Origin of the sequence: Actinomadura fibrosa (genome assembly GCF_900659615.1) — a bacterium.
GTDB classification, from domain to species: domain Bacteria; phylum Actinomycetota; class Actinomycetes; order Streptosporangiales; family Streptosporangiaceae; genus Spirillospora; species Spirillospora fibrosa.
The window spans coordinates 1-21014 of sequence record NZ_CAACUY010000158.1 but is presented as its reverse complement, the minus strand read 5'-3'; the positions used below and the strand labels follow the sequence as shown (position 1 = coordinate 21014).

The window sequence follows — 21014 nt, the reverse complement described above, 5'->3', positions numbered from 1 at the left end:
CGGTCGCGGGCGCGCACCGGGAGGCGCAGCGCTGCGCGGACGCCCTGCTGGCCCTCGGCCGCCGGGGCGACGGCGCGGGCGCGGACGAGCTGGGCTTCGTCGGCCTCCTCATCGGCGACGACCGGGACGTGGCGGGGTTCCTCGCCGGGACGCTCGGGCCCGTCCTCGACTACGACGAGCGCCGTGGGACGGCGCTCGTCCGGACCCTGGAGGCCTACTTCGGGACCGGCGGGAGCCTGTCCCGGACGGCCGAGCGCCTGCACATCCACGTCAACACCGTCACCCAGCGGCTCGACCGCGTCGCCCGGCTCCTCGGCGACGGCTGGCAGGCCCCCGAGAGGGCCCTTGAGCTCCAGCTAGCCCTCCGCCTGCACCGTCTCAGCTGACCGTCCGGCTTCGGAGGGCGCCGGTTCGCGCTGTTCCGGCCGGGGCGCGCCTCTCCTCGCCAGGAGGGCGCGGGCGGTGCCCCAGACGCCGCGGCGGAACAGCAGGACCACGACGATGAAGATGGCGCCGGTGATGATCCCGGTCTCCTGGAATCCGGCGGTGGCCAGGTAGTCGTTCAGCTCGACGACCAGGGCGGCGCCGACCGCGCCTCCCCACAGCGTCCCGATCCCGCCGAGGACGACCATCATCACGGCCTGCCCGGAGGTCGTCCAGTAGACCTCCTGGAGGGACGCGAAGCCGTGCCCGAGCGCGAACAGGCCGCCCGCGAGGCCGGACAAGGCCGCCGACAGGACGAAGGCGAGGAGCTTGTACCGCTCGACGCTGTAGCCGAGCGCGCGCGCCCGCGCCGGGTTGTCGCGGATGGACACGAGGACCCGGCCGAACGGAGAGCGGACGATCCGCCACGCCACGAGGAACCCGGCGAGGACGAAGGGCAGTCCCGCGTAGTAGAAGAAGAACGGGTCGGACAGGTCGAGCCCGAACAGTTCCCGGGGGATGCCTTGCAGGCCGTTCTCGCCGCCTGTCACGTCCCGCCACTGGTTGGCGACGAAGTAGACCATCTGGGCGAACGCGAGGGTGACCATCGCGAAGTAGATGCCGCGCAACCGGACGGACAGGTAGCCGATGGGTACGGCGAGGGCCGCGGCGAGCGCGGCTCCGCCGAGGATCGCGACCGGGAACGGCAGGCCCGAGTGGACCGCGATGAGCCCGGACCCGTACGCGGCGCCGCCCCAGAACGCGGCGTGCCCGAACGACAGGAGGCCGGTGAAGCCGAGGAGCAGGTCCACGGCGGCGGCGAACAGGGCCCAGCAGGCGATGTCCAGCGCCACCGGCGGGTAGACGAACCAGGGCAGGACGAGGGCCGCCGCGAGGCCGACGGCCAGCGGGGCGGGCCGTCCGGCAAGTCTGGAGAGGATCACAGCGCCTCCTCGCGCCCGAACAGGCCGGCCGGGCGCCACAGCAGCACGGCGGCCATGAGGATGAACACCAGCGTCTGCGACAGCGACGGGACGTAGTAGTTGCCGAGCGCCGACACCAGCCCGACGGCGAACCCGGCGGCGACCGAGCCGAACACCGACCCGAGCCCCCCGATCACCACGACCGCGAACACGGTGATGATCAGGTCGGAGCCCATCAGCGGGTTCACCGCCCGCATCGGCGCGGCGAGCACGCCCGCGAACGCGGCGAGGGCGACGCCGAACCCGAAGACGGGCGTCACCCAGCGGGCCACGTCGACGCCGAGCGCCCGGGTCAGCTCGGGCCGCTCCGTCGCCGCCCGGACGATCATGCCGACGCGGGTCCGGGCGAGGACCAGCCACACGCCGCCGCACACCACGACCGACACCGCCAGCACGAACACCTGGTAGGCGGGGTAGGTGAACAGCCCGAGGTCGACCGAGCCGCCGAGCGCGGACGGGCGCGGGTACGGCTGCGACTGCACGCCGTACTCGCGCTTGACGAGGTCCTGGAGGATCAGCGCGAGACCGAAGGTGAACAGGAAGTTGTAGAGCGGGTCGAGCGGCGCGAGGCGGCGGATGAACAGCCGCTCCAGCGCCACGCCCACCGCCCCGAGGGCGAGTGGGACGGCGATCAGCGCGAGCCAGAAGTTCACGCCGTACGAGTCGAGCAGCACGTACGAGCCGAAGGCGCCGAGCATGTAGAAGGCGCCGTGCGCGAAGTTGACGACGCCGAGCATCCCGAAGATGACCGCGAGGCCGAGGGCGAGCAGGGCGTAGAACGCCCCGCCCACCAGGCCGTTGAACGCCTGCTGGAGCACGCCGGCCGCCTCAGAGCCGGCAGGACGGGTCGGGCCGCTGGAACGCCTCCGCGGCCGGGATCGTCCTGACGATCTTCTCGTAGTCCCAGGGCTCCTTGACCTCGCTGGACGGCTTGACCTCCGCGAAGTAGGCGTCGTGGACGAGCAGGTGGTCCTCGGCGCGGATCGTGCCCGTGGACGTGAAGCTGTCGTTGACCTTGTGGCCCTCAAGCTGCTTCACGACGTCGTCGGCCTTGTCGGTGCCGCCGCGCTGGACGGCCTCCAGGTACTGGAGGGCCGCCGAGTAGTTCGCCGCGTGGACGGACGTGGGCCGCTTGCCCGTCTTGGCCTGGAACTTGTCCGCCCAGGCGCGGTTGCCCTGGCTGCCGTTCCAGTACCAGGCGTCGGTGAAGCGCGTGCCCGCCATGGCGTCGGGGCCGAGCGAGTGGATGTCGGTCAGGAACATCAGCCCGGCGGCGAGGTTCACGCCCTTGTCCCGCAGCTTGTACTCGTTGTACTGCTTCACCAGGTTGACGAGATCGCCGCCCGCCTGCATGGTGCCGAGCACCTGCGGCTTCGGGTCGAGCCCGGGCGCCTTCAGCAGGAACGTGGAGAAGTTGTCGTTCGGGAAGGGCGTCGGGTCGGCCTTGACGACCGTCCCTCCGGCCGCCTTCACCGCCGTGGAGAACGTCTTCTGCATGTCCTGCCCGAACGCGTAGTCCGGGTAGACGACGTACCAGTTCCTACCGCCGTCCTTGGTCAGCGCCGTGCCGGTCCCGTGGGCCAGCATGTAGCTGTTGTAGCCGTAGTGGAAGGTGTACTTGTTGCACTGCGCGCCCTCCAGCGCGGTCGTGGCCGCGCCCACGTCCATGAACACGCGCTTCTTGTTCTTGGCGACGGTCGCGACGGCGAGCGCGGCCGACGACGTCGGCACGTCCACGATCAGGTCGGCGTGCTGCCGGTCGTAGAGCTCCTGCGCCTTCGAGTTGGCGACGTCCGGCTTGTTCTGGTGGTCGGCCGCGACCACCTCGATCTTCTTCGCGGCGGCCTTGTCCCCGTATCTGGCCTTGAAGTCGGCGACGGCCATCCGCACCGCCTCCACGCTGCTCCGGCCCGACAGGTCGGCGTACACGCCGGACTGGTCGGTCAGCACCGCCAGCACCACCTTCCCGTCGCTGATCTTCCCCCCGCCCCCGCCGGGGCCGCCCGCGCAGCCGGCCAGCAGCGCTCCGGCGGCGGCCCCCGCGGTCGCGAGCGCGGCCGAGCGTCCGAAGAGTGTCATCGGGTCTCCCTAGATTCCGAGGTACTGGAGGAGTTCGTGCTCGCGCGCGAGGACCTCGTCGTTGTCGAGCGACTCGACGACCCGTCCCTCGGCGAGCAGGTGGTGGCGGTCGGCGACGGTGGCGGCGAAGTGCACGTTCTGCTCGATCAGCAGCACCGTGACCCCGGCGGCCTTGACCTCGCGCAGGATGCCGCCGATCTGCTGGACGACCAGCGGCGACAGGCCCTCGGTGGGCTCGTCGCAGAGCAGCAGGCGGGCACCCGTCCGCAGGACCCGGGCCAGCGCGAGCATCTGCTGCTCGCCGCCCGACAGCTTCGTCCCGGGGAACCGGCGCCGCTCGCGCAGCCGGGGGAACGTCTCGTACACCCGGTCGAGCGACCAGGGCTCCGGGCCGTCCCCGCGCCCGCGCACGCCGCGTACCGGTGGGAGGAGCAGGTTCTCCTCCACCGAGAGCGTCGCGAAGACGCCCCGATCGTCCGGGACGTACCCGAGGCCCCTCCGCGCGCGCTTGTGCGGCCCCAGCGCGGACACGTCCTCGCCCAGGAAACGCACGGTCCCGGACGCTCCCGGGTGCAGGCCCATGAGGCAGCGCAGCAGCGTAGTCTTCCCGGCGCCGTTCCGTCCGACGAGGGTGACGATCTCGCCCTCCTCGACGTGCAGGGACACGTCCCGCAGGGCTTGGGCCTCGCCGTACCAGGCCGACAGCCCGTCAACGCGCAGCATGGGAGTCTCCGAGGTAGGCGGTGATGACGCGGCGGTCGTCGCGGATGCGGTCGTAGGGCCCCTCGGCCAGCACCCGCCCTTGCTGGAGCACCGTGACCCGGTCGGCGAGGCTGGAGACGACGCTCATGTTGTGCTCGACCAGCACGACGGTGCGTCCCGCCTTCACCCGCCGGACGAGCTCGACGGTGCGGTCGACGTCCTCCGCGCCCATCCCGGCGGTGGGCTCGTCGAGCAGCAGCACCTTCGGTTCGAGCGCGAGCGCCAGGGCCAGTTCGAGCGCCCGCTTGCGGCCGTAGGCCAGCGCCCCGGCGGGCACATCGCCGTGCCCGGCGAGACCGACCTCGCCGAGCAGCTCGTCCGCGCGGTCCGCGAACCGGCCGAGCGCCTTGTCCGAGCGCCAGAACCGCCAGCCGAGCCCGGTACGGCCGGCGAGCGCCAGCTCGACGTGCTGCCGCGGCGTCAGCTCGCCGAACAGGCTGGTGATCTGGAACGACCGGGCGAGCCCGAGCCGCGCGATCCGCTCCGGGCTGCGGCCCGCCAGCTCGTGCGGGCCGAGCCGCACGCTGCCCGCGGTCGGCTTCAGGAAGCCGGTGAGCAGGTTGAACAGCGTCGTCTTGCCCGCGCCGTTCGGGCCGACCAGCGCGTGGACGGAGCCCTCGGCGATGTCGAGGTTCACGCCGTCCACCGCCCTGAAGCCGCGGAACTCCCGGACCAGGCCGCGCGCCGCCAGCACCGGCGCGTCCGGGACGGGGTCGCCCATGCGCCCTCCTCGCGTTTCCGAGGTGACCCGCACCACACCGGGCCGCCGTGACCGGGAACGCTAGGTGGCCGCCGGAGGCCGGACCATGTGAGCCGCCCCCACATTCGGGGGCGCCGATACGGATGCGCCCCACACCGGGCCCAGGTCACGGGCACCACCACATGCGGCGACCCGTGGATGTGTGGGCCGCGCACGTGGCCGCGGTCACAGGACGTCGGCACCATGACCGCACCGCACGCCCCTGCTGCCCGTCCCGAGGAGCCGGAATGCCGATCCTTCGCAGCCTCACGTTTGCCGGTCTCGGCACCGTCCTGGCCACTGCCGCCCTCACCGGAGCGGCGCGCGCGCAGGCGGAACACTGCGCTGCACCCGCCGTCCCCGGCGCGGAGAAACAGGCGACCGCCTGCCTGGACGACCTCACCACAGCGGGCACGGTCGGCTCAGGCCACACGGTCCCGGCCGACTACGCCGGGCTGCACGCCGCCGGGACGCGGAACCCGTCCGGCGTCCCGGGGATCCAGATCGACGGCTACTTCCCGGACGACTCGGCGTTCAACACGAACCACGGCTGGAACCACGACGCGCAGTTCGTGATCCGGCTGCCGGAACGCTGGAACGGCGGCCTCGTCGTCGCGGGGTCCCCCGGCGTCCGCCGCCAGTACGCCAACGACGTCACCATCTCCGACTGGGTGCTCGCCAAGGGCTACGCGTACGCCGCGACGGACAAGGGGAACAGCGGAGCCGAGTTCTACCGCGACGGCCGCCGTCCCGGCGACGCCCTCGTCGAGTGGAACGACCGGCTGACCCAGCTCACGCGCGCCGCCAAGGCGACGGTGGCGCGCCGCTACGGCCGCGCACCGCGGCGCACGATCGCCGCGGGCATCTCCAACGGCGGCTACCTCGTCCGATGGCAACTGGAGAACCACCCGGAGCTCTACGACGGCGGCATCGACGCGGAGGGCACCCTCTGGCGGACGGACGGCCCGAACCTGTTCACCTACCTGCCGTCCATCCTGCGGGCGTATCCGTCGTACGCCTCCACCGGGGACCCGTCCGCCCATCAGGCGCTTATCCGAGCGGGCCTCGCCCCCGGCTCAGAGTTCCTCTGGCCCTACCACGACCAGGTCTACTGGGGTCTCACCCAACGCATCTACAGGCAGGAACTGGACCCCGGCTATGCAGGGCCTGAGGACGCCTACAACTACGCGACACGACCCCGGAACGTCCACCGCGCGGTCGCCCGGATCGCGCTGACCGGCCGCATCCGCAAACCCCTCATCACGGTGCACGGCACGGACGACGCCCTGCTCCCGATCAGCCGGGACTCCGACGTCTACGCGGCGATGGTCCGCGCACACGGAACCGCGCCGTACCGCTACTACCGCGTCGAAGACGCCAACCACGTCGACGGCCTGTACGACGCCTACCCCGACCGGCTCCGTCCCCTGCTGCCCTGCATGCGCTCGGCGTTCACCGCTCTGGAGGCATGGGGGACGCTGGGCCAGGCGCCGCCGAGGAGCGCCACGCTGCCCCGCCCGTCCGGGGACGTCGTGAACACGTGCCCGCTCGACGGCCGCACGGCATGATCAGGGACGGGTCCAGGCGAGCAGGTCGTCGGCGGGCAGGGTGTTGACCACCTGGTCGGCGGGGACGCCGCAGCGGGCGGCGCGCTCGCAGCCGTAGGGCTGCCAGTCGAGCTGCCCGGGCGCGTGCGCGTCGGAGTCGATCGAGAACCGGCAGCCCGCCTCGACGGCGAGCCGCAGCAGCCGCTTCGGCGGGTCGAGCCGCTCCGGCCGCGAGTTGATCTCCACGGCGACGTCGTAGGCGGCGCAGGCGTCGAAGACCAGCTGCGCGTCGAACTCCGACTCCGGCCGCAGCCCGCCTCGCTTCCCCCCGGCCTTGACGATCCGCCCGGTGCAGTGCCCGAGGACGTTGACGCGCGGGTTCGCGATGGCCGCGACCATCCGCTTGGTCATCGCGACCTTGTCCATGCGGAGCTTCGAGTGGACGCTCGCGACCACGACGTCCAGCCGTTCGAGGACGTCGGGGTCCTGGTCGAGGCTGCCGTCGTCGAGGATGTCGACCTCGATGCCCGTGAGGATGCGGAACGGCGCCAGCTCCTCGTTCAGCTCCGCGACGACGTCGAGCTGGCGGCGGAGCCGGTCGGCGGACAGGCCGTTGGCGACCTTGAGGCGCGGGGAGTGGTCGGTCAGCGCGAGGTACTCGTGCCCCAGCGAGCGCGCCGTCTCGGCCATCTCCGCGATCGGCGACCCGCCGTCCGACCAGTCGCTGTGAGTGTGCAGGTCGCCCTTCAGCGCGGCCCGCAACGCGGCCGCCGCCTCGTCCACCGGCTCGCCCTCGGTCGCCTCCAGGCGCCGCAGGTACACGGGCGTCTCGCCGTGCAGCGCCTCCTCGACCACCAGCGCGGTGACCTTGCCGACGCCGGGCAGGTCCGTCAGCGTCCCCTCCCGGGCGCGCCTCGCCAGCTCCCCCGGATCGGTGTGCTCGACGACGTCGGCGGCCTTCCGGAACGCGCGGACGCGGTAGGTCGGTTCGAGGGCGCGCTCCAGCAGGAACGCGATCCGGCGCAGCGCTTCGACGGGCTCCACCCTTGGACGGTACCCAGGTATGACGGACGTGTCGCACCTGGGTGTCATTCGGGGTGTTTCGCCGCTTATCTAACCTGGGCACATGCCCGGCGAGCCCTCCACCCCGCACCTGCTGCGGAACGTCCTGGTCGACGGGGTCCTGGCCGCCGCCTTCACCGGCAGGGCCGACCCCGCGCCGCTCAATCGGCCGTGGCCCGTGCCGCTGCGGTGGACGCGCCACATCCTCCTCGGCCGCCTGCCGTACGGCCTGGTCACGAACCTGGTCGGGCTGCTCCTCACGGTGGGGCTCGTCGCCGGGACGGTGTCGCTGCTGACCACCGAGACCGCCCGGCGCGGGCTCGACGTCTCCGGGAGCACGAAGCTGCTGATCGCGGTCGCCGTGACCGCGCCGCTGGCGCTCCGCGACCGGCACCCGCTCGCCGCGTGGCGGCTGAGCTTCGTGTCCATGGCGCTGGTCGACGTCAACGGCTGGCTGACCGTCCCGTACGTGCCGGCGGGCGTGTTCGCGGCGCTCGTCTGCCTGTACACGGTCGCCGTGCGCTGCTCCCCCGGCATCACGCTCGGCGTCGGGCTCCTGTCGCTCGCCGGCGTCTGGATCAAGGACCCGGCCACCGGCGCCGGCGCCTCGGTGGCGCTGCTGGTGCCGCTGGTGGTCGGCTACACCGTCCGGGTCCGGCAGACGTCCCGGCGCGAGATGGCCGAGCAGGAGCAGCGGCACCTGGAGGAGTCGGCCGTCCTGACGGAGCGGCAACGGATCGCCCGGGAGCTGCACGACGTCGTCGCGCACCACATGTCGATGATCGCCATCCAGGCGGAGGCGGCGCCCTACAAGGTCGAGTCCGTCCCCGACGAGACCCGCAAGGACCTCGCCGAGATCCGCGCGACGGCGCTGGACGCGCTGACGGAGATGCGCCGCATCCTCGGCGTCCTCCGCTCCGAGGACGGCGCCGAGACCGCCCCGCAGCCGGGCCTGGACCGCGTGGACGACCTGGTGCAGAACGCCCGGAACGCCGGGCTCCGCGTCGAGACGCGGCTGGAGGGCGACCTCGCGGGACTCCCACCGGGCGTGGGCCTCACCGTGTACCGGATCTTGCAGGAGGCCCTGAGCAACGCCATGCGGCACGCGCCCGGCTCGCGGGTGGACGTCGAGGTCGTCCGCGACGGCGGCGTAGTGTGGCTCGGCGTCGTCAACGGTCCCCCCGGCGACGGCCACGTCCCCACACCGTCGCCGCCCGGCGGCGGCCACGGGCTGGTCGGGATGCGGGAGCGGGCCGTCATGCTGGACGGCGAGCTGACCGCACGCCCCCGCCCCGAGGGAGGATTCGCCGTGACCGCCACCCTGCCCCTGCGGGCCAAGGACGGCACATGACCGTCCGGGTCGTGATCGTGGACGACCAGGGCATGGTGCGCACCGGCTTCGGCGTCCTGCTCAACGCCCAGCCCGACATCGAGGTGGTCGGCGAGGCCGTCAACGGCGAGGAGGGCCTGCGCCGCGTCGCCGAACTGCGGCCCGACGTCGTCCTGATGGACGTCCGCATGCCCGTCATGGACGGCCTGGAGGCGACCCGGCGGCTGCTCGCGGACACCGACGGCGGCGACGACCGGCCGAAGGTCCTGATGCTCACCACCTTCGACCTGGACGACTACGTCTACGAGGCGCTGCGGGCGGGGGCCAGCGGGTTCCTGTTGAAGGACGCCTCCGCGGGCGAGCTGGCGGAGGCCGTCCGCGTCGTGGCGGCGGGCGACGCGCTGCTGTCGCCCTCGGTGACCCGCCGGCTGATCGCCGAGTTCTCCCGGCTGGGCGGGCCCCGCGCGCCGTCCCGCAAGCGGCTGGACGCGCTGACCGAGCGGGAGACCGAGGTGCTCGCGCTCGTGGCGCGCGGCCTGTCCAACGGCGAGATCGCGGCGGAGCTCGTCGTCGCCGAGCAGACGGTCAAGACCCACTTCGGCCGCATCCTCATGAAGCTCGGGCTCCGCGACCGCCCGCAGGCGATCGTCTACGCCTACGAGGTGGGCCTGGTCCGCCCCGGCGACTGACGCGTCCCGCATGGCGGTGTCGTCCGCGTAGTACCGCGGTGGCACCGGGAGGACCGCACCGTCGGTTGATCTCCGCTACGGCCTCCGGTTCCTAGCGTCCTGGTCAGTGCTCCGCACGCTGACCAGGAAGGACGCCCATGCCCAGCGCGCACCGCCTCCGCCGGACCGCCGCCGTCACCGCGGTCCTCGCGGCGGCCGGCTCGACGACCGCCGCGGTGGGACGGGCCGAGCCGTACGCCGCGCCCGCCGCCCTCCCCGCGCTGTCGGCCACCGCCCTCCAGGCCCGCTACCAGGCGGCCGGGCAGGAGATCGCCCGCGCCCGGGCGACCGCGGAGCGGCTCCACGACGGCGGCCGGGTCCGGACCCTGGCCGCCTTCCTCGCGCCCGGACGGCGGTTCCTGTCGTTCGACGCGCGCGGTCACGGCCGGGCGGTCGAGGTGATCGGCGACCCGGCGCGCGCCGACCGGATCGCCGTCGTCGTCCCCGGCGCCGGCAGTTCGCTCACCAACTTCGACTCGGGGAAGTTCGTCGGCGGCGGAAGCCGCGCCCTCTACCGCCGGGCGCTCGCCGACGCGCCGGGGACGCGGCTCGCCGTCATCGCCTGGCTCGGCTACGACGCGCCCTCGATGCCGAGCACCGGCGTCCTCACGGCCTCGCGGGCCACCGCCGGGGCGCGCGAGCTCCACCGGCTCGTCGCCGGCCTGCACCGCGCGAACGGGCACGCCCGCTTCGCTCTGCTCTGCCACAGCTACGGCTCGGTCGTCTGCGCGAAGGCCGCACGCGGCCTGGCGTCGACACCGGTGGACGAGATCGCCCTGTTCGGCAGCCCCGGGACCACCGCGAAGAACGCCGCGTCGCTCGGTACCCGGGCGCGCGTCTGGGCGGGCCGGTCGAGCGGCGACTGGACGAAGTACGTCCCGAAGGTCCGGGTGGCCGGGATCGGGTTCGGCGCGGACCCCGCCTCCCCCGCCTTCGGCGCCCTGCGGTTCGACGCCGGATCGGGCCCGCACAGCGCCTACCTGAAGCCCGGCTCGACCGCCCTCCGCAACCTCACCCTGATCGCCCTCGGCCACAACGCGGAGGTCACCCATGCTTGACCTTTCCCAGCCCCGCCCCCGCCGGCCTGCCGACGCGCCCGGGTCCGCCGTACCCGGCAGGTCGGCCGATGCGCCCACGTCTGCCCGTGTGAGCGACACGAGGGCTTCGGAGGCGTCGGCGGGTGGTGGTGGGCGGGATCGGGCCGTGGACGCGTTGCGGGCACTGGCGATCATCGGAGTCGTGCTCGGGCACTGGCTGGTCACCGCGTTCGTCGCGACCGGGCCCGGAGAGCTGCGGGTCGCGAGCCCGCTCGCGGGGATGCCGGAGCTCGCGCCGATCTCCTGGGTCTTCCAGACGCTCGCCGTGTTCTTCCTGGTCGGCGGGTACGCCGCGGGCAAGGGCCTGCGCCCGGACGAGCCGTGGCTCCCGCTGCTGCGGCGGCGCCTGGCAAGGCTCGCCCGTCCGCTGCCCGTCCTGGTGGTCGCGTGGCTCCCGGCCGCGGAAGGGCTCCGGTGGGCGGGGCTCAGCGACGGGACGGTCCGCGCGCTCGCCAAGCTGGTCGTCAGCCCGCTGTGGTTCCTGGTCGTGTACGTGGCGCTGACCGCCCTCACCCCCGTCATCGCGGCCGTGTGGCGGCGGCTCGGGCTGGCGGGCGCGGCCCTTCTGGTCGCCGCCACCGCCCTGATCGACGCCGGCCGCTTCGCCCTCGGAGCGCCCGCCTGGATCGGCTGGGCGACCGTCCTCACCGGCTGGCTCGTGCCGTTCTACCTCGGCCTCGCCTGGGCGGACGGCGCGCTGCGCTCCCGCCGCGCCGGGCTCGTCCTGCTCGCGGGAGGCGCCACCGCCACCGCCGCGCTGATCGTCTTCGCCGGGTATCCGGCGAGCATGGTGGGCGTCCCGGGCGCCGCCGTCTCCAACCTCAGCCCGCCGACGCTCGCCGCGGTGGCCTTCGGGCTCGCGCAGACCGGACTGGCCCTGCTCCTGTACGGCCCGCTGACCCGGTGGACGCGGCGTCCCCGGGTGGCGCGCGCCGTAGCCGGGGCCAACCGTTCGGCCATGCACATCTATCTCTGGCACCAGACCGTCCTAATGGGCGTCACGGTCGGCGCGTTCCTCGCGGCGGGCACCCTGCCGGGGCTGCACACCGCGCCCGACCGGCCCGGATGGGTCGCGGCACGGTTCGCGTGGCTGCCGCTGCTCGCCCTCGTGCTCGCCGCGGGCGGCGCCGTGGCCCGGTTGCGCCGCTCCGGGGCCCGAACTCCGGGACCAACCCGGACATCTCAGGTAAGGACGCCCTGACTGGAGCGACCTGAACTCGCCGGACGACGCCGGATGGTAGAAAGACCGACGATGCCGCCACGCAAGACGACCTCGCCGCGCACCCGACGGCTCCGACGGGCCCTGGCCTGTGCCGCCACCATCACCGGGATCCTGCTGACGACCGCCGGGACCGGCCACGCCGACCCGTACGCGGCGCCCGTGCCCGTCCCGTCCATGGCGCCCTCGACGCTGGACGCGCGGTACGCCGCGGAGCGCGGCGCAGTCGAGGAGGCGCTCCGGACGGCGCAGCGGATCGGCGACCGCGACCGGCAGCGCACCCTCGGCGCGTTCCTTGAGCCGGGCCGGCGGTTCCTCTACTTCGACCCGCGCGGGCGCGGGCGCGCGATCGAGGTGGTCGGCGACCTCGCCCGGGCCCGCCGGGTGGCGGTGCTCGTCCCGGGGGCCGACACCACCCTGACCGCGTTCGACGAGCGGCCGGGCAAGCCGTGGTCCACGCCGGGCGGCGGAGCCCGCGCCGTCTACGCGGAGGCGGCCTCACTGTCCCCCGATCCCCGGCTGGCGGTGGTCGCGTGGCTCGGATACGCCTCCCCCAAGACGGTCAGCACGGACGTCCTCACCGATGAGAGGGCCACGCAAGGCGCCGTGGAGCTGCGGCAGTTCCTCGCGGGGCTGCACCAGGCGAACCGTGGCGCCGAAGTGAGCCTCCTCTGCCACAGCTACGGTTCCGTGGTCTGCGGACGAGCCGCCCTGGGCGCGGGCAAGGAGACGGAGACGGGCGCGGCGGCCTGGCGGGAGGTCACCGACATCGCCCTGTTCGGCAGCCCCGGCACCACGGCCTGGTCGGCCGCCGCGCTCGGCGGACGGACCCGCGTCTGGGCCGGACGCGGCGCGACCGACTGGATGGAGGACGTCCCCCACGTCCGCTTCTTCGGGCTCGGCCTCGGCCCGGACCCGGTGTCCCACCGCTTCGGCGCCCGGGTGTTCGCGGCCGGGACGGGCGGCCACAGCGACTACCTCGCGCCCGGCTCGCCCTCGCTCCGCAACCTCACGAACATCGCACTGGGCGACTCCGAGGCGGTCACCCCCGGCTGATCCCGGCGGAGGCCGACGCGGGCCCTCGCCGGGAAGCGCGCACCGTCCGCTATAGGCCAGTCCCGCGGTGGAACGGTTCCACCGGGACGGCCCGCGTTCCGGACCTGTCCCGGAGGGGCACAGAACGGTGCCTTAACTCGCGCTTCGGGACGGGCCATCACCAGGTTGATGGCACCCTAAGGAGGTGGACACCACGACCGAGGCCGAGATCCGGGACCTGACGACCCAGCGCCTGGAAAAGGCCATGGGGACGTTCGGGACGGCGGCGCTCAACAGCATGGAGGAGCACCTTCCCTGGTTCCGGCGGATGCCCCCGGACCAGCGCTCCTGGATCGGCCTGGTCTCCCAGGCCGGCATCGCCGCGTTCGTGGAGTGGTTCAAGAGCAACGAGCAGACCCGACCGGCCATCGCCGGCGAGGTGTTCGGCACCGCGCCCCGCGAACTGCTCCGCTCCATCAAGCTCCAGCACACCATCGACATGATCCGCGTGATCATCGACGTGGTGGAGACCCGGCTCGACGAGCTCGCCGCCCCCGGCGGCGAGGCCCAGCTCCGCGAGGCCATCCTCCGCTACACGCGGGACGTGGCGTTCGGCGCCGCCCAGGTGTACGCCCGGGCGGCCGAGACCCGCGCCGCCTGGGACGCCCGCCTGGAGGCCCTCGTCGTCAACGCCGTCCTGCGCGGCGAGGTCGACGACGGCATGCACTCCTGGGCGGCCGCGCTCGGCTGGACGTCCAAGCCCGTCACGGTGATCGCGGGGTTCACGCCCGAGGACGAGGAGCCCGAGGTCACCATCGACCAGATGCAGCTCGCCGCGCGCCGCGCGCGCGCCGACGTGCTCGCCGGTGTCCAGGGCCGCCGCGTGATCGTCATCGTGGGCGGCGAGGCCGACCCGATGGAGGCCGCCCGCCCGGTCGCCGCGAAGTGCGGGCCCGGGCCCGTCGTCGTCGGCCCCCAGGTCGGCGACCTGTACGACTCCACCATGTCGGCGCGGGCCGCGGTCGCCGGGCTCCGCGCCGCCGCGGGCTGGCCGGACGCGCCCCGCCCCGTCCACGCGGCCGAGCTGCTGCCCGAGCGCGCCCTCGACGGCGACGAGGAGGCCCGCCGCTACCTGGTGGAGGGTGTCTACAATCCGATGCTCGCCGCCGGCGCCCCGCTCCTCGACACCCTGACGACCTATCTGGAGCAGGGATCGTCGCTGGAGGCGACCGCCCGGCTGCTGTTCGTCCACCCCAACACCGTCCGCTACCGGCTGCGCCGCGTCACCGAGCTGACCGGTCTCGCCCCGACCGACGGGCGGAACGCGTTCACGCTGCGCATCGCCCTCGTCCTCGGCCGGTTCGCGGCGCGCTCGCCCCGCGCCCAGTAAGGGTCACGGGCCTCCGGGTAAGGGTTGTAGGGGTCGTACAAACCCCCGTGACCAAAGTTCGTGCTGATCCGCATCGGCAGCGGACACCCGTTGACGGCAGGCTTGTCGCGTGATCCTCCTCGCCTCGCCCGGCCAGGGCGCCCAAACCCCCGGCTTTTTGCAGCCGTGGTTGGAGATACCCGGAGTCTCCGACCGCCTGGCCTGGTGGTCCGCCGTCACCGGTCTCGACCTGGTCCGCTACGGGACGACCGCCGACGCCGAGGAGATCCGCGACACGGCCGTCGCCCAGCCGCTGCTGGTCGCCGCCGCGCTGGCCGCCTACGAGGTGCTGTACCCGGGCGCGTCCGGGCCGGACGCGGTCGCCGGGCACAGCGTCGGCGAGCTGGCCGCCGCCGCGATCGCCGGGGTGCTGTCCCCCGAGGCCGCGCTGGTGCTCGTCCGGGAGCGGGGACGCGCGATGGCCGAGGCCGCCGCCGTCACCGAGACCGGCATGACCGCCGTGCTCGGCGGCGACGCCGACGAGGTCCTCGCCGCGATCGACAAGCACGGCCTCACCCCCGCCAACGTCAACGGCGCCGGTCAGGTGGTGGCCGCCGGCACGTCCGCGGCGCTCGCCGCGTTCGCCGAGGAGCCGCCCGCCAAGGCGCGGCTCCGGCCCCTGAAGGTCGCCGGGGCGTTCCACACCGAGCACATGGCCCCCGCGGTCGACACGCTGAGCCGGCTCGCGCCGGGCCTCCCCGTCGCCGACCCCGGGCCGACGCTGCTCCAGAACCGCGACGGCGCCGCCGTCACCTCCGGCGCCGACTTCGTCGCCCGCCTCGTCGAGCAGGTCAGCGCCCCCGTGCGCTGGGACGCCTGCATGGCGACCATGCGGGAGATCGGCGTCACTGCCATCATCGAGCTGCCCCCCGCCGGCACGCTGGCGGGCCTCGCCCGCCGCGAGCTGAAGGGCGTCGAGCTGGTCGCCCTGAAGACCCCCGAGGACCTGGACAAGGCCCGCGAGCTGATCAAGGCCCACGCCTCATGACCGTCGCACTGCGCATACCGGAGGCGACCGCCGGCGCCCGCATCATGGCGTTCGGCGACTACCGCCCCGCCCGGGTCGTCACCAACGACGAGCTCGCCCGGACCGTCGACACCAGCGACGAGTGGATCCGCAGCCGCGTCGGCATCGCGGAGCGCCGCATCGCCGGCGACGACGAGGGCATCGTTGAGCTCGCCGTGCACGCCGGCGGCAAGGCGCTCGCCAACAGCGGCCTCGCCCCCGGCGACATCGACCTCGTGATCCTCACCACCTGCTCCGCCGAGTCCCCGATGCCGAGCCACGCCCCCGCGGTCGCGCACCGCCTCGGCATCGACGCGCCCGGCGCGTTCGACCTCAACGCCGCCTGCGCGGGCTTCTGCTACGCCCTCGCCACCGCGAGCGCCGCCGTCCGGGCCGGCAGCGCCCGCAACGTGCTGGTGATCGGCTCCGAGAAGATGTCCCAGTGGCTCGACTGGACCGACCGCTCCACCTGCATCATCTTCGCGGACGGCGCGGGCGCCGCCGTCGTGACCGCCAGCGACGCCCCCGGCATCGGCCCCGTCGTGTGGGGCAGCGCCGGCGACGGCTTCGACAAGATCATCATCCCGGACCGGCACTCGTTCATCCAGCAGGAGGGACAGGCGGTCTTCCGCTGGGCGACCGGCGCCATCGCGCCCATCGCCCTGGAGGCGTGCGAGCGCGCCGGAATCGCGCCGGCCGACCTCGCCGCGATCGTCCCGCACCAGGCCAACCTGCGGATCGTCGAGGCCGTCGCGCGCAAGGTCAAGGCCTCCAACGCCATCGTGGCCGACGACATCGTCCACTCCGGCAACACTTCGGCGGCCTCCATCCCGCTGGCCCTCTCACGCATGATCGAACGCGGCGACGTGCCGTCCGGCGCCCCGGCCCTCCTGGTCGGGTTCGGCGCCGGACTGTCCTACGCTGCCCAAGTCATCCAGATCCCTTAGGCGCGTCCTCCTGCGCCCGGAACGCTCTGGACCAACCCATGAAGGAGAACGGACACATGGCAGAACTCGCCACCGAACAGCAGATCCTGGACGGTCTCGCCGAGATCATCGATGACATCGTGGGCATCGACAAGGACGAGGTCACCCCGGAGAAGAACTTCATCGACGACCTCGACATCGACTCGCTGTCGATGGTAGAGATCGCGGTGGCCGCGCAGGACCAGTTCGGCGTCGAGATCCCCGACGACGAGCTGCGCAACCTCAAGACGGTCCAGGACGTCATCAACTTCGTCCAGAAGCTGCAGGGCGAGAACCCCGCCCTGAAGGGCTAAAGACGCGGGGACGGCGCGCCGCCGCCCCGGCCGGACCCGGCACCCGCCAAGCGGAACCGGGGACCCGCCGGGCGGCGGCGCGCCAGACCCATCCCTCCCGTTCGCAAGGAGCACCCACTGATGAGCACGAGCAAGACCAAAGTCGTCGTGACGGGACTCGGCGCCACGACCCCCCTCGGCGGAGACCTGCCGTCGACCTGGTCCGCCCTGCTCGCCGGCGAGTCCGGCATCCGTCCGCTGGACTGGGAGGGGGTCGAGGAACTGCCCGTGCGGTTCGCCGCCACGCTCGCGGTCGACCCGTCCGAGGTGATGCCGAAGCAGCAGCTGCGCCGCCTCGACCGCAGCCAGGCGATCGCGCTGATCGCGGCACGGGAGGCGTGGACCGACGCCGGTTTCGCCCCGCCCGCCACCCGCAAGTCCATGAAGGGCGAGGAGCCCGCCGGGGTGCAGGACGGCTTCGCCGTGGACGGCGAGCGGCTCGGCGTCGTGCTGTCCAGCGGCATCGGCGGCCTCCACACCGCCCTGAACAGCTACAGCGTCTTCCTGGAGAAGGGCTGGTCGCGGGTCTCGCCCTTCACCGTCCCGATGCTGATGCCGAACGGCGCGTCCGGGCACGTCGGCATCGAGTTCGGCGCCATGGCCGGCTCGCACGCCCTCGTCAGCGCCTGCGCGTCCAGCGCCGAGGCCGTCGGCTACGCCATCGACATGATCCGCACCGGCCGCGCCGACGTCGTCATCTGCGGCGGCACCGAGTCCTGCATCCACCCGCTCCAGATGGCCTCCTTCGGCGCCATGCGCGCCATGTCCACCCGCAACGACGAGCCGCAGCGCGCGTCCCGCCCCTACGACAAGAACCGCGACGGGTTCGTCCTCGGCGAGGGCGCCGCCGTGATGATCCTGGAGTCGGAGGAGCACGCCCGCGCCCGCGGCGCGAAGGTCCACGGCATCGCCGCCGGCTGCGGCTACTCCGGCGACGCCTACGACATCGTCCTGCCCGACCCGACCGGCGCCGGCCAGGCCAAGGCGATGCGGCGGGCCCTGGACGACGCCGGCCTCCGCCCCGAGGACATCGTCCACATCAACGCGCACGCCACCTCCACGCCCGCCGGCGACGTCGCCGAACTCGCCTCGATCAAGGCGGGACTCGGCGAGGAGGCCGCGAGCAAGGTCGTCATCACGGCCACCAAGTCGATGACCGGGCACCTGCTCGGCGGCGCCGGCGCGCTGGAGTCGGTCTTCACCATCCTCACGCTGCGGGACGGCGTCGTCCCGCCCACGGCCAACCTTGAGGACATCGACGACGAGGTCGACCTCGACATCGCCCGCGGCGAACCGCGCAAGCTCCAGGACGGCCCCGCCGCGGCCCTGAACAACTCGTTCGGCTTCGGCGGCCACAACGTCTCCGTAGCCTTCGAGCGCTCTGTTGACTGAGTCCCGGCCCAGGGAGCTCGCCTGGCGGCTGTATTAATGCAATCCCGGCCCAGGGGACTCGCCTGGCGGCTCGCCCCCTGACCGTGCTTGAGCGAACGCTGCATCGCTTCGCGATCTTCCCGGGTGAGGCTCGCCTCCGGCGTCGCCTCACCCGGTCAGTTAACGCGTTCGCGCGCGTGGCCGGGGCCGTCCCGAACCGGGCACCGACGCGGCATTAGCCCAGCGCCTCTTTGCGTGCCGCCAGAGCAACAGGTCCATACGGCGCGTGTTTGCGTGGGTCGCGCGGGCGGCACGGGATCCTCACCTGATCGTTTGGGTGTCGCGCGCGGCGCGTGGGGCTGAGCGCAGCGCGGGCGTATATAACGGACCGTGACACCTCGGCGCGGCCTCCCGTACCAGGTCGGGGGGTACGGAAGGCCGCGAGGGCGTCACGGGGCCGTGCTCGTGCGGTCTTGGCGCGCGCGGTGCGGGGACGTGCGCGTCGATCGGCCGCGGCGGGACGGCGTGCGCGGTCAGACGGCGGCGTGCAGCCAGCGGACGGGAGCGCCGTCGCCGGCACGCCGGAACGGTTCGAGCTCGTTGTCCCAGGGCGTGCCCAGGAGGCGGTCGAGCTCGTGCTCCAGCGTGGTCTTGCCGACGGCGGCGTTCGCCATCACCGCGCGGAGCCGGTCCTCGGGCACCATGATGTCGCCGGTGGCTCCGATGACGCCCGTGAACACCCCGAGGGTCGGGGTGAAGCTGTAGCGGACGCCGTCGCAGCCCGGCGTGGGGTCTTCGGTGACCTCGAAGCGCAGCAGTTTCCAGTTGCGGAGCGCGGAGGTGATCCCCGCGGCGGTGCCCGGCCTGCCCTCCCAATGAAGCTCGGCGCGCAGTGTCCCCGGCGCCGCCGCTTGATCGGCCCAATCAAGGGAAACGGGCACACCGAGAACACCTGCGGCGGCCCACTCAATGTGCGGGCTCAGCGCAGGTGGCGCGGAGTGGACGTAAAAAACGCCACGTGCGGTCACCGGACCTCCTGGATCTGTACCGAGGCTCGTCTTCCCCTACGGCCTCGTACGTCCCAAGACGGCGTCCGCGTCCCTCATTGTGCATCATCGGCCCGGGTCGCACCACCGTGAGTCCCCTGTTTGTAGAACGCTGAAGCGTAATTTGCAGTGCCCCTCGACGTCGGGCGCCAGCGCGCTTCGTCCTACGGGGCAGCCGATCGCGACGGTTCGGGCGTTGCGGGTCGGGCTCACTGCTCGTGATCTTCGCCACGTCTCCGTGGTGGTTCTGCATTCTCCTGCGTTCGGCGGCGGCGCGTGAGGTCTTTCGGAACTATGGGTGCGGGAGCGGTCACTGACGGTGAGAGCGAGGAATGATGTTCGATCAGCAGGTGAGCTTGGAGCGGGTGCTGGCGCGGCACTCGGACGCCGTGGTGGTGGAGGTGGTGCCGGGGCGGCCCGCGCTGGTGCGGCGCGACCAGATCCTGGTCGCCGGGACCGACGCCGGGGCCGCCGAGGACCGGGTGCGGCGCTGGTGCGAGGCGCGGCACGACGAGCGGGGCGTCACGCGGCTGCGGTTGCGGGCGCCGGCCCGGGTGGACGTGTGCGAGCTCGCCGCGCAGCTCGCCGGGGACGGGCGGCATCGCGGGCTGAGCGTGTCGCCGAACCATCTGGTCCAGGGCCAGCCGATGTGGTGGTCCGGGCCCGCCGACCACCCGCGGCGCGCGGATCCCGTGCCCGCGCCCGAGGCGCAGGCGGGCGGAGGGCGGCGGGACGTGACGGTCGCCGTCCTCGACACGGGGCTGGCACCGCATCCCTGGTACGAGGGAGCCGACTGGTACGGCGAGCACGGCGCCGAGGACGCGGAGGTCCTCGACGCCGACCGCGACCGCGAGCTGGACGCGCAGGCCGGGCACGGCACGTTCATCGCCGGTGTCGTGCTCTCGCACGCGCCGGGCGTGCGGCTGCGGGCGCGGCGGGTGATCGGCGGGGACGGGATCGGCGACGAGGCCGACGTGATCCGGGCGCTGGCCTGGCTCGCGGAGTGGGGCGAGGCGGACGTGGTGAACATCTCGCTGGGCTGCCACACGTTCGACGACCGCCCGTCGCCGGTCCTGTCGCGGGCGATCGCCGCGCTCGGCCGCCGGACGGCGGTGGTGGCGTGCGCCGGGAACGCGGCGTCCGACCGGCCGTTCTGGCCCGCCGCGCTGAAGCCGGTGATCGGCGTGGCGGCGCTGGACGGGGACGACCGGGCCTGGTTCTCCAACTACGGCTGGTGGGTGGACGCGTCCGCGCCGGGCGTGGACGTGGTGAGCAGCTTCGTGCGGTTCAGCGGCCCGCGCTCGGCGTTCGACGGGTACGCGACGTGGAGCGGCACGTCGTTCGCGGCCCCGGCCGTGGCGGGGATGATCGCCGGGGTGGCGGCGCGGGAGGGTGTGGACGCGGCCGCCGCGGCGGACCGCGTCCTCGATCCGGCGGGGCGCCGCACCCTTCCGGACCTCGGGGTGATCATCAGCTCTTGAGCACGATGCGGTAACCGTGCCGTCACCGAGGGTGTCCGTCCTTCTAGGGTGGACGACCTCCGGGAGGAGGACTTCGTGGTCCTGCAAGACGGTACGGACGAGCTGGTGGTCCGGGCCCGCGACGGCGACGGCGCCGCGTGGGCCCGGCTGGTCGAGCGGTACAGCGGGATGCTGTGGGCGATCGCCCGCGGGCACGGGCTGGACGACGCCGACGCGGGCGACGTGGTGCAGACGGCGTGGCTGCGGCTGGTGGAGCGGCTGGACGGGCTGCGCGATCCGGGCGCGGTGGGCGGGTGGCTCGCGGCGACCGCCCGGAACGAGAGCGCGCGGGTGGCGGGCCGGCGGGGGCGGGAGCTGCC

Annotated in this window: 21 protein-coding genes; 14 read left to right on the top strand and 7 right to left on the bottom strand. The window is 73.4% G+C overall.

All coding sequences use genetic code 11. The annotated features are described in order from the left end of the window. Nucleotides 1-386, top strand: a 386-nt coding sequence (locus E1300_RS34505; protein WP_131761305.1) for a PucR family transcriptional regulator, incomplete at its 5' end; no start/stop codon positions are given. Here E1300_RS34505 and E1300_RS34500 read toward each other — a convergent pair. From E1300_RS34500 to E1300_RS34480, 5 genes are read right to left on the bottom strand one after another with little or no spacing between them, the layout of a single operon-like run. Beyond that, entirely contained in the window at nt 357-1367 is a 1011-nt protein-coding gene (locus tag E1300_RS34500; protein ID WP_207400116.1) for a branched-chain amino acid ABC transporter permease, read from the bottom strand. The two genes, E1300_RS34505 and E1300_RS34500, sit on opposite strands and share 30 nt — an antisense overlap. Next, on the bottom strand, nt 1364-2224 hold the full coding sequence (locus tag E1300_RS34495; protein ID WP_131761303.1) for a branched-chain amino acid ABC transporter permease: 861 nt from the start codon (nt 2222-2224) through the stop codon (nt 1364-1366). The genes E1300_RS34500 and E1300_RS34495 overlap by 4 nt, the downstream gene beginning before the upstream one ends. 10 nt (nt 2225-2234) lie before the next feature. After that, nucleotides 2235-3485, bottom strand: a complete 1251-nt coding sequence (locus E1300_RS34490) for an ABC transporter substrate-binding protein (RefSeq protein ID WP_131761302.1) — start codon at nt 3483-3485, stop codon at nt 2235-2237. A gap of 9 nt (nt 3486-3494) precedes the next feature. Further along, on the bottom strand, nt 3495-4208 hold the full coding sequence (locus tag E1300_RS34485; protein WP_131761301.1) for an ABC transporter ATP-binding protein: 714 nt from the start codon (nt 4206-4208) through the stop codon (nt 3495-3497). Next, nucleotides 4195-4968, bottom strand: a complete 774-nt coding sequence (locus E1300_RS34480) for an ABC transporter ATP-binding protein (RefSeq protein ID WP_131761300.1) — start codon at nt 4966-4968, stop codon at nt 4195-4197. Before E1300_RS34480 ends, E1300_RS34485 begins: the two co-directional genes overlap by 14 nt. A gap of 266 nt (nt 4969-5234) precedes the next feature. Between E1300_RS34480 and E1300_RS34475 the strand changes: the two genes are divergently transcribed. After that, the gene (locus tag E1300_RS34475; protein ID WP_131761299.1) at nt 5235-6554 is read left to right on the top strand and encodes a 3-hydroxybutyrate oligomer hydrolase family protein; all 1320 of its coding nucleotides are present in this window, start codon (nt 5235-5237) and stop codon (nt 6552-6554) included. On the opposite strand, the gene E1300_RS34470 is transcribed toward E1300_RS34475, so the two are convergent. Beyond that, nucleotides 6555-7577 (bottom strand): PHP domain-containing protein, encoded by a 1023-nt coding sequence (locus E1300_RS34470; protein ID WP_207400115.1) that lies wholly within the window; start codon nt 7575-7577, stop codon nt 6555-6557. It lies immediately after the preceding gene. An 82-nt stretch (nt 7578-7659) separates the two neighbouring features. On the opposite strand from E1300_RS34470, the gene E1300_RS34465 reads away from it, so the two are divergent. From E1300_RS34465 to E1300_RS34420, 10 genes are all read left to right on the top strand, one after another. Then, complete coding sequence (locus E1300_RS34465) at nt 7660-8946, top strand: sensor histidine kinase (protein ID WP_131761297.1); 1287 nt, start codon at nt 7660-7662, stop codon at nt 8944-8946. Beyond that, nucleotides 8943-9614 carry a response regulator gene (locus E1300_RS34460; protein ID WP_131761296.1) on the top strand — a complete coding sequence of 224 codons (672 nt, stop codon included), beginning with the start codon at nt 8943-8945 and terminating at the stop codon, nt 9612-9614. Before E1300_RS34465 ends, E1300_RS34460 begins: the two co-directional genes overlap by 4 nt. A 137-nt stretch (nt 9615-9751) precedes the next feature. Continuing rightward, nucleotides 9752-10711 (top strand): alpha/beta hydrolase, encoded by a 960-nt coding sequence (locus E1300_RS34455; protein ID WP_131761295.1) that lies wholly within the window; start codon nt 9752-9754, stop codon nt 10709-10711. A 145-nt stretch (nt 10712-10856) separates the two neighbouring features. Continuing rightward, the gene (locus E1300_RS34450; protein ID WP_242619570.1) at nt 10857-11951 is read left to right on the top strand and encodes an acyltransferase family protein; all 1095 of its coding nucleotides are present in this window, start codon (nt 10857-10859) and stop codon (nt 11949-11951) included. A 51-nt stretch (nt 11952-12002) separates the two neighbouring features. Beyond that, nucleotides 12003-13025, top strand: a complete 1023-nt coding sequence (locus tag E1300_RS34445; RefSeq protein WP_131761293.1) for an alpha/beta hydrolase — start codon at nt 12003-12005, stop codon at nt 13023-13025. A 184-nt stretch (nt 13026-13209) separates the two neighbouring features. Then, nucleotides 13210-14394, top strand: a complete 1185-nt coding sequence (locus E1300_RS34440; RefSeq protein ID WP_131761292.1) for a PucR family transcriptional regulator — start codon at nt 13210-13212, stop codon at nt 14392-14394. A 109-nt stretch (nt 14395-14503) separates the two neighbouring features. After that, nucleotides 14504-15421 carry an ACP S-malonyltransferase gene (locus tag E1300_RS34435; RefSeq protein WP_131761291.1) on the top strand — a complete coding sequence of 306 codons (918 nt, stop codon included), beginning with the start codon at nt 14504-14506 and terminating at the stop codon, nt 15419-15421. Next, nucleotides 15418-16386: a beta-ketoacyl-ACP synthase III gene (locus E1300_RS34430; RefSeq protein WP_207400114.1), complete on the top strand. Its 969-nt coding sequence runs from the start codon at nt 15418-15420 to the stop codon at nt 16384-16386. Before E1300_RS34435 ends, E1300_RS34430 begins: the two co-directional genes overlap by 4 nt. Nucleotides 16387-16442: 56 nt before the next feature. Beyond that, a complete protein-coding gene (locus E1300_RS34425) occupies nt 16443-16718 on the top strand; it encodes an acyl carrier protein (RefSeq protein WP_131761290.1) in 276 nt (91 codons plus the stop codon). Nucleotides 16719-16838: 120 nt separating this feature from the next. Next, nucleotides 16839-18149 (top strand): beta-ketoacyl-[acyl-carrier-protein] synthase family protein, encoded by a 1311-nt coding sequence (locus E1300_RS34420; protein WP_131761289.1) that lies wholly within the window; start codon nt 16839-16841, stop codon nt 18147-18149. Between the two features lie 512 nt (nt 18150-18661). Here the strand turns inward: E1300_RS34420 and E1300_RS34415 are convergent. After that, a complete protein-coding gene (locus E1300_RS34415; RefSeq protein WP_131761288.1) occupies nt 18662-19156 on the bottom strand; it encodes a DUF3145 domain-containing protein in 495 nt (164 codons plus the stop codon). A gap of 350 nt (nt 19157-19506) precedes the next feature. On the opposite strand from E1300_RS34415, the gene E1300_RS34410 reads away from it, so the two are divergent. Together E1300_RS34410 and E1300_RS52910 are read left to right on the top strand one after the other, a co-directional pair. Further along, nucleotides 19507-20655 carry a S8 family peptidase gene (locus E1300_RS34410; protein ID WP_242619569.1) on the top strand — a complete coding sequence of 383 codons (1149 nt, stop codon included), beginning with the start codon at nt 19507-19509 and terminating at the stop codon, nt 20653-20655. A gap of 48 nt (nt 20656-20703) precedes the next feature. Then, nucleotides 20704-21014, top strand: a 311-nt coding sequence (locus tag E1300_RS52910; protein ID WP_242619568.1) for an RNA polymerase sigma factor, incomplete at its 3' end; no start/stop codon positions are given.